The sequence below is a fragment of the Pediococcus sp. EKM201D genome, assembly GCF_011800215.1.
Taxonomy (GTDB): Bacteria; Bacillota; Bacilli; order Lactobacillales; family Lactobacillaceae; genus Pediococcus; species Pediococcus pentosaceus.
In genome coordinates, this window is sequence record NZ_JAALFK010000008.1 from 15,210 (window position 1) to 31,187 (window position 15,978).

Genomic DNA, 15,978 nt, shown 5'->3' on the forward strand with positions numbered 1-15,978 from the left:
ATCCCCCCATTAATTAAAAAAACTGAAATTCAAATCATCTGATTTGATTCCAGTCTAATTTATTTTTATTTAAAAAACACTAATATTGCTGAAATAATAATCATAGCAATGTTAACACGCATTAAAAACAAATCAATGATGCGGCCTTCCACTCGATTAGATACTAAACGGATTAAGAAAACCATCAAGCCTAAGTAACATAATAAGATCATGGGTGGTACTAGTAACATTCCAAGTAATCCAATTAAAAATATCACCAATCCAATTTTTTCAGCCTGGGATAGACGCCGATATGCAAAAGTATTAACCAATTGGACATGCTTTTGCTTTGCAATGGTCAAACGATAGATATCATAAACCTTAACTAAGGCGGCAGTAACCGTATAGACGAACAAGAAAGTCCCTGCTACCTTTCCAGAAGGTTTTCCACTAAAAAATTCAAATCCAATACCTGATGCTAGCATTATCAAAGTACTAAAAAAGAAGCCCACAAATTCTTTTGTATCAGAAACTTGATTGACTACCGATTCTTCAGCAGGCGTTAATTTACGAACATTTAATAGCATATGGATTAGTGCGTAGGAAACCGCTCCTGCCACAATTAACGAGAAAAATAAAATTGTCCAAAAATTAATGCTACCTGTTAATAATTTAAATAAGAATAACCCAATTGAAACTAATGAGAGAATTCCAGCAATATTAGCTGTTCGATTCCATCCTTTTTCATTCATAGTATTTAAAATCTCCATAGTATAAGTACATAAGTAATTTCAATTCTACCATTTAATAGCTCTCCTATCTAGATTGATTCGTCATAATTCCCTTTAATCCACGAACTGTTATATAATGAGAACAAATGAAAAGGGGTGGGAATTATGAGAAACAAATTGTATAAATCCAGAAACGATAAAGTTCTTTCAGGTGTGATTGGTGGATTCGCTGAAGCGTACGATTTTGATACAACGCTCTTACGAATTATTTACACTGCCGTAACCCTCTTTACCGGTTTTTTCCCAGGGTTAATCCTCTACATTGTAGCCATGATGGTAATGCCTGAAAGGTAATTCTTACTTTTAACTGGATGCATTGAACTGGCATCTGGTTTTTATTTTGATTGGGGTTATTAAGATGAAAATCACAATTGGTAATATTTTAAAACAAACACGTCAATCACAAGGACTAACTCAAAAAGCGGTTGCTGATGGTATTTGCTCTCAAGCTATGCTTTCATCTCTAGAGCATAATAAATACATTCCAAATGCTCAACTGATAATTGCTCTTTGCCAACGTCTTTCGATCAGTTTAGAACAGCTAAACCTTGCTGAAAATTATGCAATCAGTAATGATAAAAAACTGAACCAAAAATTAAATTTTTTATGTAACCAACACCAATATCAACTATTATTTGAACTACTCCACCAAGATTCAACTTTAAATTCATTAACCACTCCTTCACAAATTCAATCATATTACTATTATTTAGCAATTTCAGAATTTCAACTTAAACTTGATGTAACACATGCAGTTCAACATTTAAAATTGGCACTTGCTTCAGAGTCTTCTAAACAAAGCGTCCTTAGGCGTTTATGTTTAGGTACGTTGGGTTTAATTTTAAATTTACATACTTCTTCATCAGGTGATGTATATTTACAGCAGTCTCTCAAAAATCTTCAAGATAATATTTACCATCCAAATCTAAATATTTTATTTTATTTACAAGCTTTTAATGCCTATCATCAACAGAATTTTTTAGAATGCACACATACAATCGAAAATGGGCTCAGTTTTATTACAAATCATGATTCACATTACATGTTAGCAAATTTGTATTATTTACTTGCTAAAGTAGCTTCTAAAACCAACAACCTTAATCTCCAAAATGAAGCCACCCAACGTTCTAAAATTTTTACAGAATTATTTAATGAACGTCCCTATCAGGATTTCAAAATATAAGAACTCTTATTTTTCAAAAATTATCCAACCTTCTATGCTTAAGTTACCAAATAAAGGAGGTTTTTACTTTGAAAAAATTATTTACTAATACTATCTTCATCCAATCTAATCTAGAAAGATTATCCACAATTTTAAAAAGTCCACAAAATCTTTCCAAATGGGTACCTGACATTAACTCTGTATCACCTAAGGACGATTATTTTTTAATCTCACGTTCCTCATCTGCATTAAATAATTTTGAAAAAATTTCGGTTACTAGTCAGGATAACTCTATCATTTACACTAGCACTGGTGGACGTTTAGAATATGAATTACACTTTGATTTAACTAACAAAGACGACAGAACCTTGGTCGAACAAACTTTATTAGTGGACGAGACTTTAACAAAACTACCGTTGACTCTCTTGGCCCCTATTGCTAAACATGCCTTTCATGAAAACCTGTCTAGTTTAGAAAGATTAATCGCAATTTCATAACTAACAAAAAATCCTGTAACTAAAATTACTTTAGTCCAGGATTTTTATTTTATCTAATAGTATAAGGCATCTTCATTTCTTCAAAGAAGTCTTTAACATTCTTTGCATATAATTCACGGAAGTATTCGTCACTTGGCATATCTTTAGGTGTTGGTACCACAAAGGCGTTTTGTTGGTCGCTAATTCCTAAACCAACAAATCCACGTGTATCTTGAGCTTTTTCATGTAAATCTGAATGGAAGATTTGGAATAATTGTTTAACTGATAAACGAAGTTGACGTTCACTAAATACACTTCCCAATGTCGCAAATTCCATCGCATGAATTTCTGGTAAATCCCATTCTTTTAATTGAGTATCAATTAATTCGAAAGCTTTGACTACTTTTCGACGGAAATCAAACGGATTACTGATGGTCCGTTGGTCAAGTTCTTGCATAATTTTTTTAGCAGCTTGGTAGGTTGTTGGAAAAGCATCCATCAACCGCGTTTCAAAGTTCGCTAAACCATTTCCATAGAACGTAATGGCATCCATCATCATTATTAGACGAATAGTACTAAATCCGTCAACTTTACCAGCATCCTCAGCCTCTACGGCATCTTCAATCCCTTTAAAGAAAGCTTCTTCCACCTCATCATCGATTAAATAATGCCGACGTTGTTCTTTGACGACAACTTCGTGGGCGATTACATCGTAAAGCTCAGTAATCAAAAACATCAATTGATTATCCGTATCTTTTTCCCCTGTTGATAATTGGAAATAAAGTTGTGGAAAACCTTTCAAAATCATTAACATGTGAATTAACTCATGGGAAGCAGTGTAATTAGGTGCCGTAATATCATTGACCTTGATTAACATCTTACCTTCTTCAACAAATTGCTGGGCTTGGTCGTGACGCACAAAACCGGCCTGTTCTTCACCAAAACCAATCCGTACTTCTCCTGGAAAACTTGCATTAACTTCTTCAAGAAGCGATTTTACTGTATCATTTACTTCAACTTTGCTCATCATTATCCTTCTTTCTTAGCTGTTTAATAATTTGTTGGGCATTTTTGGCATCAATTCTTTCAGCTTGGACTAATCGGTTAACCGCATCTCCTAGCTCTGCTTGAGTCGCTCCGTGTTCTATTAAAAGTGATTTAGCCTGTAGTCGCATATGTCCTGATTGAATTCCCTCTGACACAATAGCTCTCAAAGCGGCCAGATTCTGAGCTAAACCAATCGCAGCAATTACTTCCGCCAATTGTTTAGCGTTCTTAATTTGCATTAATTTTAAGTTCAGCTGAGCTTGAGTATTAATCCCAATCGAACCACCAACGGTTGCCACTGGTAATGGTAATTCCATTCTGCCAACTAGTTGATCACCAACTACATCCCACGTACTAAGTCCTTGATATTGACCATTTTGAGCAGCATAAGCGTGGGCTCCGCTCTCAATGGCTCGCCAATCGTTACCAGATGCCATTACAACCGCATCAATTCCATTCATAATCCCTTTATTGTGCGTTGCTGCCCGATATGGGTCAATTTGTGCATAATCACTAGCTAAACTAATCTTTTTAGCCACTTCTACTCCCAGTTGGTTGACTGGAATTTGACACGTAACTTCTGTCAGAGCTTGGTCAGCTAAATTAGATAATATTGCCATATCAACATCGATTTGTTGTGTTACTAAATCTTTCTTAACAGCCTCTACCATGGAATTAATCGTATTCGCTCCCATGGCTTCGCGCGTATCAACCATTAAATCAACTGACAGTTTCGTGGCGGTTAACTGCCGAATGCGTAGATTTTTTGCGCCACCTCCACGAGCTTGCATCGAAGGGTGGGCTGCATTAGCGACCTTCAATAAATGTGATTTTTGTTTTTTTACATAATCGATTATGGGGGCTGGTTGCGCACTGCTAATTAATAACTGGCCCAACATTATCCGTCTACTATTCGCCGAAAATCCTCCGGCTCGCTGGACCATTTTAGCTCCATAACTAGCCGCCGCTATTACTGACGGTTCTTCGGTTACCATGGGAACTACATAAGCTTGACCGTTAACTACTAAATTAACTGCGATTCCTTCTGGTAAATTAAAATCAGTCAGATAATTTTCAATTTGTTGTTGATGAATTGAGTCCATAGCTAATTCAGTTAGTTCAGACAAATCAACGTCAGTTTCCTGCGCTAATTGCTCGAGTTGCTGTTGACGCGTTAATTTGTGGTAGCCTTCTATCATTAAAACTATTCCTCTTTTCTAAAATTGATGTACTCCGAAATGATTCCTTCCCGAACGCCACTTTCAGAAAAAATTACTCGATCAGCGTCAATCATTTGTAATAACATCACCAATGGTAACATTCCACCAACGATAATATCTGCACGCGTAGTTTCAAGCCCAGACATTTTTTTACGAGCTTCTAAATTCCGCGTAATTAACGATTTGAAGGTTCGGTTAACCGATTCAGTTTTGAGCCGATAGCCGTGGATATTATTAATTCTAGAAATTTTTTGGTGACGACGATTCATTCGGGCCAGTGTCCGATTAGCTCCGCCTAAGAGAACAATGGGTTTATTGAAAGCATCCATAATCCACCAAACGTCTCGTAGTTGCTTATTCACAAAAATTTCAGCGGCAAATAAATTATCTGCTCTAACTACGTCCGTTAAGCGGAACCGTTCCGATAAAGACACAGCGCCAATCGGAATACTGATCATATTTCGCGCTTTTCCATTATGGACGTCAATTAGCTCACAGCTGGCACCACCAGTATCAAGTATCAAACAATCCTTAACTTCCAAGGAATTGATTACACCTAAATAATCGTAATAGGCCTCATCGTCGCCAGACAAGACGTGTAATTTAATTCCAGTTTCTTGCTTAACGCGATTTAAAAAATCGTTCTGATTTCGCGCCATTCTAACAGCTGCTGTTGTAATCCCTCTAACTTCTGTATTAGGATATTCTTCATAAATTTCTTTAAATCGACGTAGGGCTGCAATGGTACGATTCATTGCTTGGGGACGTAAAAGACGCTCGCGCCCCATTCCTTCTGAAATTCGTGAATCTTCTTTAACTCGCTTAATTTCTCGAAAGGTTCCATCATCAGCAATCGAATTAATTGCCATTCGAGCGGAGTTTGATCCTAAATCTACTATTACCAAATTTTTCATCCTGGTGTCCTCATTTAAATTGAAATATTCCTTTTTTATTTTACCATTACCTAAATTAGAAAAGGAGCTCATCTCGCCTATCAACTAAAATAAAAACAAACGTTTACATTAATCCTTAATAAAAAACCACACTTCTTTTAGAAGCATGGCTTTTACGATTAAAGTCGGTGATCAAAATAGTTAATTCCAATGGCATCTCGAACTTCCTTTAAAGTCTGTTCTGCGACCGCGTTAGCCTTGTCACTACCGTCTTTTAGAATTTGGTATACAGCGTCAATATCTGCTTCATACCTTTCCCGACGCTCGCGAATTGGGCGTAATTCGTTTTGGAGAACTTCATTTAAGTAACGTTTAATTTTAACGTCTCCTAATCCACCAGCTTGATACTGATCTTTAAGTTCTTGGACTTTTTGCTTATCAGGATCAAAGATGTCTAGGTAAGTAAATACGGTATTACCTTCAATATGGCCAGGATCTTCTACCCGAATATGTTGAGGATCAGTATACATTGACATAACTTTCTTTTGGATAGTTTCTTCGTCATCTGCCAAATAAATAGCATTACCCAATGATTTAGACATCTTTGCATTTCCGTCTAATCCAGGAATTCGTCCCATTCCTTTAGGTGGGAAATATCCTTCTGGTTCAACTAGCACTTCTTTTTGGTAGATATTGTTGAAAGAACGTACAATTTCACGCGTCTGTTCTAGCATGGGTTCTTGGTCATCCCCTACTGGTACAGTATCTGCTTTAAAGGCTGTAATATCGGCAGCTTGACTAACCGGATAAGTAAAGAAACCAGCTGGAATACTTTGCCCAAATGCCTTTTGTTTAATTTCAGTTTTAACGGTTGGATTCCGTTCCAAACGAGCTACGCTAACCAAATTCATATAATGTTGAGTCAATTCACTTAGTGCTGGAATCTGTGACTGCACAAAGATCGTCGATTTAGCTGGATCAATGCCCACTGCTAAATAGTCTAAAGCAACTTGGATTAGACTATTACGGATTTTTTCAGGATCACGGGCATTATCAGTTAAAGCCTGCATATCAGCAATCATGATGAAAGTTTCATAATCACCTGTATTTTGAAGTTGAACGCGGTTTTTAAGTGAACCAACATAGTGTCCGATATGAAGTTTTCCTGTGGGACGGTCACCAGTTAAAATAATTTTTTTAGATGTCATAATTTCCTCCAGATATAAAAAATCCTACTATTCAAAAATGAATAATAGGACGAAAAATCGCGGTACCACCTAACTTGTGACTCCATTATAAAGCCACCGCTCTAGTGAAAGATAAGGGATTTCGCCCTGTTAAACATCAATCCATTTCGCCTTCCATGAGACTTCTCAACAACTGTCTCTCTCTGTTAGTGGTTAACTACTACTTTCATTTTAAATTAGAAACGTTAGCCTTGTCAAAATAAGTTTAACTTTATCTCACAAGCTGGTCTTTCGGTTGACTTTCATTCTTCCTCCACCTAGAATTATTCAAGCATTAAAATCAAGGAGGTGGCTGATTTGGACGAACAACAACAAGAACAGCAACGAGTTACGGAAGTCATTGAAAAAATCGACGAACAAAAACAACATACAGAAGATTTATATCATAAAGCCCATCAAGAAACTAGCCAGGTTGAAAGAAATTACTCACAAAATGCAAAGGTTAACTTGATTGAGGCCGATGACCGCATCGAAACCCATGCTGAAATCCAACAGCAAAAAGGGCTGGTAGCTCGAGCTGTCGAGAATGAAGCAATTTTAAAACGCCAAATTGATGAATTAAGCGATCTTCAAAAATCACCCTACTTTGGACGAATTGATATTAAAGATGCTGATGAACCTGATATTGAATCGCTTTACATTGGAATTTCGTCTTTTGCTGATCGGGATGGTAATTTCCTAATTTACGATTGGCGTGCTCCTATTTCAAGCATTTACTACAATGGTACTCTGGGAAAAGTTAAATATGATACCCCAGCGGGCATGATGGAAACTGAACTCATTAAAAAACGTCAATTCACTATCAATCATGGTGAAATTCAACATATGTTCGACACTAACGAAACGGTTGGCGACGAGCTTCTTCAACGAGCTTTAGGCGAACAAAATGACGAATACATGCGTAATATCGTCGCTACTATCCAAAAGGAACAAAACGACATAATCCGCGATGTTTATAGTGATCTTCTAGTCGTTCAGGGCGTGGCTGGTAGTGGTAAAACCTCTGCTATCCTACAACGTATCGCCTTTCTTTTATATCATAGCCGAACTTCATTAAATGCTGATGAAATTGTACTTTTTTCTCCTAATAAGTTGTATAGCCGTTATATTTCGGACGTTTTACCTAGTTTAGGGGAACGAAACATGCGTCAACTAACCTTAGCCGAATTTTTCAGCCGCCGTTTGGAGGGCATGCAGGTCCAAACGTTATTTGACCGTTTTGAAAATCAACACCAACTCACTGAATACGAGCAAAACCTCATTGACTTTAAAGAAAGTCAGGATTTTATTGAATTAATTCAAGCTTATGAAAAACAACTTTCTACTAAAGAAATTAAATTTACCAATATTAATTACCGCGGCGAAATTTTCTTTTCTAAAGAACAAATTCAAGCTATCTTTGAAACCTTTCCTCTTAGTATGAGCAATAAAGAACGTCTTTTAAAAACTAAAAATGCGCTAATCAAACTTCTTCAAAAACGAGTTAATCAGGAAATTAAACAGGATTGGGTTCAAAATCAAATCGACCAAATTAGCGACGAAAAATATCATGGATTAGTGGGGACGCGTCACTTTAAATCATATGATGAGGAAAATCATTTTATCGGTCGCCAAATAGTTGATAAAGAATTCCAAATTATCGATGACGCTATCTTTAATAATTATTTCATCGATTCCTATTCTCAATACGCGGACTTTTTGAGTCAAATCGACTTAGGTGACTTCGATTGGCAAAAAGTTGCTAAAGCTTTCACTGATGCAATTGAACTTCATCAGATTCATTTGGAAGATGCGGCACCCATGATGCTTCTCCGTGATTTGATTACTGGAAGTGGTACTAATCGTAAATTCCAATATGTATTCGTTGATGAAATGCAGGACTACTCAGTTGCACAATTAATGTACCTAAAACATGCTTTTCCTCGCGCTAAATTCACCTTACTAGGTGATAGTGAGCAGACCCTGTTCAAAGATGTTACCGAACCACAAATTCTATTAGCAAAACTAAAGCAGGCTTTTCATGTTAAGCGAGCTAATTTAATTACCTTAAATCGTAGTTATCGCTCGACCGCCCAAATCACTAATTTTGCCGCGGCACTTCTACCTGATGGTCATAAAATTCAAGCTTTTAGTCGTGAAGGAGATTTACCTAAAGTAATCATTGCTGATAATGAACAACAAGCCGTAGTCGATATGACCAATCTTTGCCGGGATGAATTACAGCAGTATGGTACCATCGCTATTTTAACTAAGAACATGGCTGAAAGTGAGCACGTAGCAACCTTGCTTCACGAATTAAAACCGAGCTTATTAAACGATGGCGACCGTTCCTTACCCAAAGGTATTGTCGTTTTACCCATTTATTTAGCTAAAGGATTAGAGTTTGATTCCGTAATTGCCTATAATGTTTCCGAAGCTAATTTTCCTGGTCGTTTGTGGCGAGGAACTTTATATACGATAGCTTCCAGAGCCATGCATCAACTACACTTAATTAGTATTGGTAAAGTATCCAATTTAATTACCCAAATTAAGCCTGATCAATTTAGTTTTCAAAAATCATTTAACATCACTCCTCATAAATCACAAAAACTCGACGAATAACCGTCGAGTTTTTTGTTTACATTACTTCAATTAATCCTACTCCAGCAATCATAATGATTAAGCCCGCAATCTTAGCAACTGAGATGCTCGATTTCATCGATCCTAATAAGCCAAACTGATCAATATTTAAACTACTGATAATTTGTCCCAGTAAAACTAGCACTACTACCGTTCCAGTTCCAATCTGTGGTACCAAATATGCATTTAAAAAGATATAAGCTGCTCCAAAAAAACCGCCAATCCAAACCCACCAAGGTGTTTTCTGTTGAACAACTAGCCGGATATTTTTTAAAGTTCCTTGGAATACAGCTACCAGGAATAACATTATTGTTCCAATAAAAAATGATATTAAAGCAGCGTGAATAGGGGCCTGTAATAACCCACCTAATCGTCCATTTAATGCTGCTTGAATTGCGAGCATTCCGCCCACAAGCACGCCGAAAATTTGCCATAACCATTTCCACTTAACTCGTTGTTCAGGGGGTCTTTTCATAGAATTCCGTGCTAAATATTCTGGTAAGGCGACCACAATTAATACCCCCACAATCAATAGTAGAACTCCGACCATTCGCATTAACGAAAGTGGATGGCGTGTGGTGCCAAACATGCCATAGTTATCAATTATCATACTCATCATAATTTGACCTAAAACGGGCATGATCACCGTTTGAACACTACCTAAAATGGGGAATAAAAGAATATTAGTTGTTAATCCAATCATCCCCAAAACACCACCGAGATACATCCACCATGGAATGGCATGTAATTGCGCATTAGTTAATAAGAGCTGTCCACCGCTTAAAACAATGATTACTATCAAAAAGATGGTTCCCACCATAAAAGAAATCAAAGACGATACGAATGGTGAAATAACATACGTTCTTAATCGTGAATTAACCGCCGTTTGAAAGGGTACTACCGCACCCGCAACCAATCCTAACATCAATAGTCCCATTATGTGCTTCCTTTCAACGCTATCCTAGTTTCGGTTAAAGCGTTTCCATCGTTACTATAACTTTATTTTAAACTAAAAAAATCATGACACAAGCAACAATGTCATGACTTTTTACATTTTCATTTTCTATTCCACATTGATAACAATTTTTCCTCTAGCATGGTTAGTTTGACTGCGTTCGTGAGCCGCTCGTAACCCATCTTCAGTAAGTGGAAATGTACTATCAATAATTACTTTGACCTCGCCCTCAGCCACTAAATCACCTAGTTCAGCCAGTTGTTTGCCATTTGGTTGGAGCCACCAAGAAGTTGCTGAAGGTTGAGCGTCCTGTTGGGCTTGGGTTGGGCGTCCCGCGATGGTGACCAATTTCCCGGTTGGTTTCAAAATTGCTAGTCCCGCTTCTAAATCATCAACTGTATCAAAAACAGCATCATACTGATTAAGGACTTCCCCAATTTGGTGTTCGTGGTAGTCAATGACTTCATCTGCCCCTAAATTAGTTAAAAATTCTGCATTTTTGGCGCTAGCCGTTGTGGCTACATAGGCTCCTAAATGTTTAGCAATTTGAATGGCGAAAATCCCGACTCCGCCAGCTCCTGCTTGAATTAAAACTTTATCACCCTTTTTAATCTTTAACCGATCTACAATCACCTGCCATGCAGTCAGTCCAGCTAATGGAATTGCAGCTGCTGCTTCAAACGAAACATTGCTAGGCTTTAATGCTAATTTATCTTCCTTAACTGCCGCGTATTCTGCATATGTCCCTTTCGTCCCATCTTCATAAATATCGGGTCTAGCAAAGACTTCATCTCCAACTTTAAAATGCTTAACATCTTTACCGACTTGGGTAATTATTCCGGAAAGATCCCATCCTAAAACAACTGGGAATTGCCAATCGTACATTTGCTTCAAAAATCCCATTCGAGCCTTCCAGTCAATCGGATTGATACTAGTTGCTTTAATTTTTACCAAGACCTCATCGTTTGCAATTTGAGGAATATCTAACTCCTCTTCATGAAGTTGGTCAACATCACCATATGCGCTAATCGCAATTGCTTTCATTTTTGTTCCCCCTAGACTTAGATAAATTCAATATATATTTTTTAAGCATATCACTTATAAAAAGTAAGTTCTACATTTAAGTCTCATTTATTGCCAAATCTTATAAAAAATCCTCAACATTGCAAAACAAACAATGCTGAGGATTCTATTTTAATTATTTATTGCTCTTAGCATAGCTCACAATTGGCTTACTACCAGGATGTTTTTCAAGCCACTTAGCTAATTCTTCCCCTAAAGTTTGGGCCATAGGAATAGCAGCATGCATTTGTTCTGGAGTTATATCGTTCACATGCATTCCTGATACAAAAAAAGCATTACCTTGCAACAATGGTTTGATTGCTTTAGCAACTTGGTCAATCAAAACATTTTCTTGATGAACATGTCCCGGGCGGCTTGGTAGTGCAATGGTTTCTTCGTGTCCGGTTTTATCAATTGTCATTACAACACCATAATGTGCAACGTCTCCGCCAATGATTTGAATCAATAAGTCTAAACTTTGGCGTTCAAGCATAGCCGTCATAGTATAATCAGCCTGAGTTACGTTAACTTCGAACGAATTCTTATTCTGACTACTTTTTTTGATTATTTTTTCGGGCATTAGCTAATCCCTCCCATCTCGAACTAACATCATTTTGAATATGCAAATGATCTAGGATTTTCATAACCGTATGGTTAACGATATCATCAATCGTTTTAGGATTATTATAAAACGCAGGAATGGGCGGAATAACTCCTACCCCCATTTTAGAAAGCTTTAACATATTTTCTAAATGAATCTGATTGAATGGTGATTCCCGAGGAACGACAATCAGCTGTCGCTGTTCTTTCAGGGTCACATCAGCAGCTCTAGCAATTAAATTTTCACCTAGCCCTGTTGCAACCGAAGCAATTGTTTTCATGCTGGCTGGAATAATTACCATTCCATCATGGATAAAACTCCCACTGGCAACTGTGGCACCCATATTTTTCTCAGAATATACAAAATCTGCTAAATCTTTAAGTTGAGATTCCGTATAACCTGTATCTTCAATGGCTAAATTTTCTTTTGCCCAGCGACTCATAACAAGATGGGTTTCTACATCTGGCATACGATGCAACACTTCTAATAATCGAATTCCGTAAATAGTTCCGCTTGCTCCTGAAATTCCAACAACAATCTTCTTCATTTATTCCCTCCACTTACCACATTAATCTAAATATTTTTTCCAATCTGCAATTTCTTTAAAAGCCGCACGTTTAAATTTATCTCGCATATCATAAGGTACTGTACCATCAAGCACTAATTTAGAACTCATTCCTCGAACTCGAATTCGGGCTGGATCATAATCCGGTAGTTCTGATGGATCTAACGGATGGTTACGCATTCCTTCCAGTACCATGATATCTCGATCAGCCTGGAAACGAGTATTAATGGTCCACATAACATCGTTCCAATCAAAAATATCGACATCATCGTCCACTAAAATAACCGTCTTTAATTCTTTAAAGGCAGAAAACGCTAGTAAAGCTGCTTGGCGTTGGATACCTTCATCCGCTTCGTTTTCTTTATGAATTTGCATAATCGTCATTAATTTTCCACCACCAGCAGGCGCATTATACACATTCAAAACTTTTCCTGGAATAGCACGACCAACTAAACTTAAAATAGAGGCTTCTGTTGGAATACCTGCCATTGAAACGTGCTCTTCTGAAGGTCCAATAGTTGTTTGAACGATAGGTTTGTCCTTACGATGAGTTACTGCTTTAATTTTTATAACATTAACAGCCGGATTAGCAGTCCCATTATAACCAGGAAATTCAGGCATGGCATACCCTGAATTTGTGTTAATGTCTTCTTGCATTGATTGATTTGGCATAATTTCAGCTTCGATAATCCATTCTGAACGAGCGATTCCTAAAGCATCGACTTCTACACCTGGCACTACTTGAACTGGTTCATTTCTTAGGGCTCCTGCTACTTGAAGTTCGTTATAACCTAATGGAGTTGTAGGTGGCTCAAAGGTAGCTCCAATTGTAATAGCCGGATCCAATCCAATATTAATAGTGATAGGCATAGGTTTATTTTGTTCTTCGTATTCTTTCAAAAAGGCCCCAATATGGCGTCCACCAGGCATAATGTACATACCAATGGTATCCTTGTCTTCTAAAACCATTCGATGGATGGTAACATCGCTTTGTTTTTTATCCATACTATGACCGTAAACAACACCCATTGTAATATATGGACCTGCATCATCTTGTGTATTAGTTGGCGCTGCTAATAACTTGCGAATATCGAAGTCGGGATCGGATGCCAAATGAACAACTTCTTGCGCAGGAGCTTCTGCTCTTGTAACTTCCGTCGGAGCAATTGGATTCGAAACTGCATCATTTAACATCTGCCCTAAAGTTTTATAATCATGGTGTAGAATTTTTCCCACTCGTTTTCTCGAAGCCTGAAGTCCAATCAAAACCCGGCTATCTGGAAATCCTTTGACGTTATTAAACATCATCGTTGGTCCTTCAGCTGTTGGACGTTTTACTGTACCGCCTGCTCCAATATAACGATATACACCAGCTAAATCGGCATCTGGATCAATTTCAACATCGGTTTCGTGATATTGTCCAGGTAATTTTTTCATTTCTTCGAGTACTTTTCTTAAATCATATGGTTGTTCGGTCATCTTACGAACCTCCTTAAATTATTTTACAAGGTCATTATCATTTAAATTTGACGACGAAACAATTCAAACTAAAACCCCATACATTCCATTATGGAATATATGGGGTTTTAGTTTATTCTAATCGAGTTTCTGCTATCGCAAACTTCCAAAAAGAATTTACTGCATTGGTCATATTACTTTTCTTTTTCAAAAAGATTAACTCGCTAGTCTTTTTAGGAATAATTGGGATTGCAACAACTTCTGGATAATCAGTTAAATCAAAAGATTTATTCATCATAATTGATACTCCCATTCCTTGATTTAGCATTTCTAGAATTAGATTAATTCTCCTACCTTCGTAAAGAATATGGGGTTTGATACCTTCTTCTTTTAACATTGAAATGACTGGAGTATACAACTTTGTCGAATCACCTAATAATAATAAAGACTCATTTTGAAGCATTTTAATTTCAACTTGCTGGATTTTTGCTAGTGGATTCTCTTTGGGAACTAGTAGTACAAAATAATCATGTTCACTAACGATAGTTTCATATTTAGAATTAGCTTTGTCGAAAGTTCTAGTAAAAATAATATCCGCTTCGTCTTGTTCCAAACTATCAATTAAAAGTTCTGTTTCTGATTCACTAAACTTCAATTTTATTTCCGGATTTTGTTTTGCAAAATTGGTAATTATATCAAAGGCTTGATACTGAGAAATTGAAGGAACTCCTTTGATTACCAGTGACTGTTCCTTCTGGGTTTGTTGCAAATTAATCGTTTGATGTATCTTTTGTTCTACTCTCAATAATTCCTTCACTTGAGGTAACAAAAGCTTTCCTACATCCGTTAAATTTATTTCTCGATGAGCCCTAGAAAACAATTCGACATTCCACTCTTTTTCAAGAGCCATAATATGTTTTGAAACTGTTGCCTGGGTTGTAAAAATGCGTTCCGCAGTTTTACTGTAGTTTTTCGTTTGAGCTAAATCTACAAATGTAACTAGTTTCTTTGTATCCATCTTTGTTCCTTCTAACTTATTCTAGTTTGGAATATTTTACCATAAAACTTGAATTGTTCCGTGCTTTTCAAAACTGTAAACTACTTTCTTGTGAGTTTAACAAACTATATAAATGAATTAAGCACAGGAGGCTTTTATTATGCCAGTTGGAATTATAATTAATGCTCTTTCAGTTTTATTAGGAGGAATTTTCGGAGCAATTGGCGGTCGAAAAATGTCAAACAACTTTAAAGATGGATTAAACATGGCATTTGGAATCTGTTCAATGACCATGGGAATATATGCAATTGCTCCCATGAAAAACATGGCAGCAGTCATATTTGCTGTTATCATTGGTACCGGAATTGGTCTCTTAATTCATTTAGGAGATTTAATTAATCGCGGAGCTGCAAAAATGCAACAATTGATTTCCCGCTTTGTATCTAGCCCCACTGGTCTAGATCAAAAAACTTTTGATGCCACGCTTGTTACAGTAATTGTTTTGTTCTGTGCCAGTGGTACAGGGATTTATGGCGCCTTAACTGAAGGTATGAATGGAGATGCAACCATTTTAATCTCGAAATCAATCCTTGATTTTTTCACGGCAGCAATTTTTGCAGCTAACCTTGGATACGTTGTTTCCCTAATTGCAATTCCACAATTTATAATTTTTATCATCTTATTTCTTATGGCTCATTCGATTTATCCATTAACTAATCCAGCTATGATTTTTGACTTCAAAGCTGCGGGCGGAGTTTTAATGCTAGCAACTGGTTTTAGAATGGTACAGTTGAAGATGTTCCCAACTGCTGACATGATTCCAGCAATGGTCATCATTATGCCCATTTCGTGGCTATGGATGACCGTTATCTTACCTATGTTATAAAACCATATAAAAAGCAGGTA

General features: G+C 36.9%; 16 protein-coding genes. 5 read left to right on the forward strand and 11 right to left on the reverse strand.

Annotated features, from left to right (window positions below; genetic code table 11):
• Positions 1-65: 65 nt before the first annotated feature.
• The gene (locus tag HFC68_RS09125) at positions 66-731 is read right to left on the reverse strand and encodes a hypothetical protein (protein ID WP_011672967.1); all 666 of its coding nucleotides are present in this window, start codon (positions 729-731) and stop codon (positions 66-68) included.
• 144 nt (positions 732-875) lie between these two features.
• Here HFC68_RS09125 and HFC68_RS09130 point away from each other — a divergent pair, with 144 nt between their 5' ends.
• The 3 genes from HFC68_RS09130 to HFC68_RS09140 all read left to right on the forward strand — a co-directional run bounded on the left by HFC68_RS09130 (position 876) and on the right by HFC68_RS09140 (position 2,429).
• Positions 876-1,064, forward strand: a complete 189-nt coding sequence (locus HFC68_RS09130; protein ID WP_002832677.1) for a PspC domain-containing protein — start codon at positions 876-878, stop codon at positions 1,062-1,064.
• 64 nt (positions 1,065-1,128) lie between these two features.
• Positions 1,129-1,953 (forward strand): helix-turn-helix transcriptional regulator, encoded by an 825-nt coding sequence (locus tag HFC68_RS09135; protein WP_002832676.1) that lies wholly within the window; start codon positions 1,129-1,131, stop codon positions 1,951-1,953.
• 68 nt (positions 1,954-2,021) lie between these two features.
• On the forward strand, positions 2,022-2,429 hold the full coding sequence (locus tag HFC68_RS09140; protein ID WP_011672965.1) for a hypothetical protein: 408 nt from the start codon (positions 2,022-2,024) through the stop codon (positions 2,427-2,429).
• A gap of 49 nt (positions 2,430-2,478) precedes the next feature.
• Here the strand turns inward: HFC68_RS09140 and HFC68_RS09145 are convergent, their stop codons facing one another.
• The 4 genes from HFC68_RS09145 to trpS form a co-directional block, all read right to left on the reverse strand.
• The gene (locus tag HFC68_RS09145) at positions 2,479-3,435 is read right to left on the reverse strand and encodes a hypothetical protein (protein WP_002832674.1); all 957 of its coding nucleotides are present in this window, start codon (positions 3,433-3,435) and stop codon (positions 2,479-2,481) included.
• Complete coding sequence (locus tag HFC68_RS09150; RefSeq protein ID WP_011672964.1) at positions 3,422-4,654, reverse strand: hydroxymethylglutaryl-CoA reductase, degradative; 1,233 nt, start codon at positions 4,652-4,654, stop codon at positions 3,422-3,424. Before HFC68_RS09150 ends, HFC68_RS09145 begins: the two co-directional genes overlap by 14 nt.
• A gap of 5 nt (positions 4,655-4,659) precedes the next feature.
• Positions 4,660-5,589 carry a Ppx/GppA family phosphatase gene (locus HFC68_RS09155; RefSeq protein WP_002832672.1) on the reverse strand — a complete coding sequence of 310 codons (930 nt, stop codon included), beginning with the start codon at positions 5,587-5,589 and terminating at the stop codon, positions 4,660-4,662.
• 158 nt (positions 5,590-5,747) lie between these two features.
• On the reverse strand, positions 5,748-6,776 hold the full coding sequence (gene trpS, locus HFC68_RS09160; protein ID WP_011672963.1) for a tryptophan--tRNA ligase: 1,029 nt from the start codon (positions 6,774-6,776) through the stop codon (positions 5,748-5,750).
• Positions 6,777-7,112: 336 nt separating this feature from the next.
• On the opposite strand from trpS, the gene helD reads away from it, so the two are divergent.
• The gene (gene helD / locus HFC68_RS09165; RefSeq protein WP_011672962.1) at positions 7,113-9,416 is read left to right on the forward strand and encodes an RNA polymerase recycling motor HelD; all 2,304 of its coding nucleotides are present in this window, start codon (positions 7,113-7,115) and stop codon (positions 9,414-9,416) included.
• 16 nt (positions 9,417-9,432) lie between these two features.
• Here helD and HFC68_RS09170 read toward each other — a convergent pair whose 3' ends face one another.
• The 6 genes from HFC68_RS09170 to HFC68_RS09195 all read right to left on the reverse strand — a co-directional run bounded on the left by HFC68_RS09170 (position 9,433) and on the right by HFC68_RS09195 (position 15,093).
• Positions 9,433-10,371 carry a DMT family transporter gene (locus tag HFC68_RS09170; protein ID WP_011672961.1) on the reverse strand — a complete coding sequence of 313 codons (939 nt, stop codon included), beginning with the start codon at positions 10,369-10,371 and terminating at the stop codon, positions 9,433-9,435.
• A 126-nt stretch (positions 10,372-10,497) separates the two neighbouring features.
• The gene (locus HFC68_RS09175; RefSeq protein ID WP_011672960.1) at positions 10,498-11,433 is read right to left on the reverse strand and encodes an NADP-dependent oxidoreductase; all 936 of its coding nucleotides are present in this window, start codon (positions 11,431-11,433) and stop codon (positions 10,498-10,500) included.
• 154 nt (positions 11,434-11,587) lie between these two features.
• Positions 11,588-12,031, reverse strand: coding sequence for a hypothetical protein (locus HFC68_RS09180; protein WP_011672959.1), 444 nt, complete (start codon positions 12,029-12,031; stop codon positions 11,588-11,590).
• Positions 12,003-12,599 (reverse strand): UbiX family flavin prenyltransferase, encoded by a 597-nt coding sequence (locus HFC68_RS09185; protein WP_011672958.1) that lies wholly within the window; start codon positions 12,597-12,599, stop codon positions 12,003-12,005. Before HFC68_RS09185 ends, HFC68_RS09180 begins: the two co-directional genes overlap by 29 nt.
• Positions 12,600-12,620: 21 nt before the next feature.
• Positions 12,621-14,096, reverse strand: coding sequence for a UbiD family decarboxylase (locus HFC68_RS09190; RefSeq protein WP_011672957.1), 1,476 nt, complete (start codon positions 14,094-14,096; stop codon positions 12,621-12,623).
• A 112-nt stretch (positions 14,097-14,208) separates the two neighbouring features.
• Positions 14,209-15,093, reverse strand: a complete 885-nt coding sequence (locus HFC68_RS09195; RefSeq protein ID WP_011672956.1) for a LysR family transcriptional regulator — start codon at positions 15,091-15,093, stop codon at positions 14,209-14,211.
• Positions 15,094-15,232: 139 nt separating this feature from the next.
• Here HFC68_RS09195 and HFC68_RS09200 point away from each other — a divergent pair, with 139 nt between their 5' ends.
• Positions 15,233-15,958 (forward strand): DUF554 domain-containing protein, encoded by a 726-nt coding sequence (locus HFC68_RS09200; protein WP_011672955.1) that lies wholly within the window; start codon positions 15,233-15,235, stop codon positions 15,956-15,958.
• The last annotated feature ends 20 nt before the right edge of the window (positions 15,959-15,978 follow it).

What these genes read in the sequence shown, in the direction of transcription:
- HFC68_RS09125 (WP_011672967.1), bottom strand. Translation starts at nt 731, where the DNA reads ATGAATGAAAAAGGATGGAATCGAACAGCTAATATTGCTGGAATTCTC.
- HFC68_RS09130 (WP_002832677.1), top strand. Translation starts at nt 876, where the DNA reads ATGAGAAACAAATTGTATAAATCCAGAAACGATAAAGTTCTTTCAGGT.
- HFC68_RS09135 (WP_002832676.1), top strand. Translation starts at nt 1,129, where the DNA reads ATGAAAATCACAATTGGTAATATTTTAAAACAAACACGTCAATCACAA.
- HFC68_RS09145 (WP_002832674.1), bottom strand. Translation starts at nt 3,435, where the DNA reads ATGAGCAAAGTTGAAGTAAATGATACAGTAAAATCGCTTCTTGAAGAA.
- HFC68_RS09150 (WP_011672964.1), bottom strand. Translation starts at nt 4,654, where the DNA reads ATGATAGAAGGCTACCACAAATTAACGCGTCAACAGCAACTCGAGCAA.
- HFC68_RS09155 (WP_002832672.1), bottom strand. Translation starts at nt 5,589, where the DNA reads ATGAAAAATTTGGTAATAGTAGATTTAGGATCAAACTCCGCTCGAATG.
- trpS (WP_011672963.1), bottom strand. Translation starts at nt 6,776, where the DNA reads ATGACATCTAAAAAAATTATTTTAACTGGTGACCGTCCCACAGGAAAA.
- HFC68_RS09170 (WP_011672961.1), bottom strand. Translation starts at nt 10,371, where the DNA reads ATGGGACTATTGATGTTAGGATTGGTTGCGGGTGCGGTAGTACCCTTT.
- HFC68_RS09175 (WP_011672960.1), bottom strand. Translation starts at nt 11,433, where the DNA reads ATGAAAGCAATTGCGATTAGCGCATATGGTGATGTTGACCAACTTCAT.
- HFC68_RS09180 (WP_011672959.1), bottom strand. Translation starts at nt 12,031, where the DNA reads ATGCCCGAAAAAATAATCAAAAAAAGTAGTCAGAATAAGAATTCGTTC.
- HFC68_RS09185 (WP_011672958.1), bottom strand. Translation starts at nt 12,599, where the DNA reads ATGAAGAAGATTGTTGTTGGAATTTCAGGAGCAAGCGGAACTATTTAC.
- HFC68_RS09190 (WP_011672957.1), bottom strand. Translation starts at nt 14,096, where the DNA reads ATGACCGAACAACCATATGATTTAAGAAAAGTACTCGAAGAAATGAAA.
- HFC68_RS09195 (WP_011672956.1), bottom strand. Translation starts at nt 15,093, where the DNA reads ATGGATACAAAGAAACTAGTTACATTTGTAGATTTAGCTCAAACGAAA.
- HFC68_RS09200 (WP_011672955.1), top strand. Translation starts at nt 15,233, where the DNA reads ATGCCAGTTGGAATTATAATTAATGCTCTTTCAGTTTTATTAGGAGGA.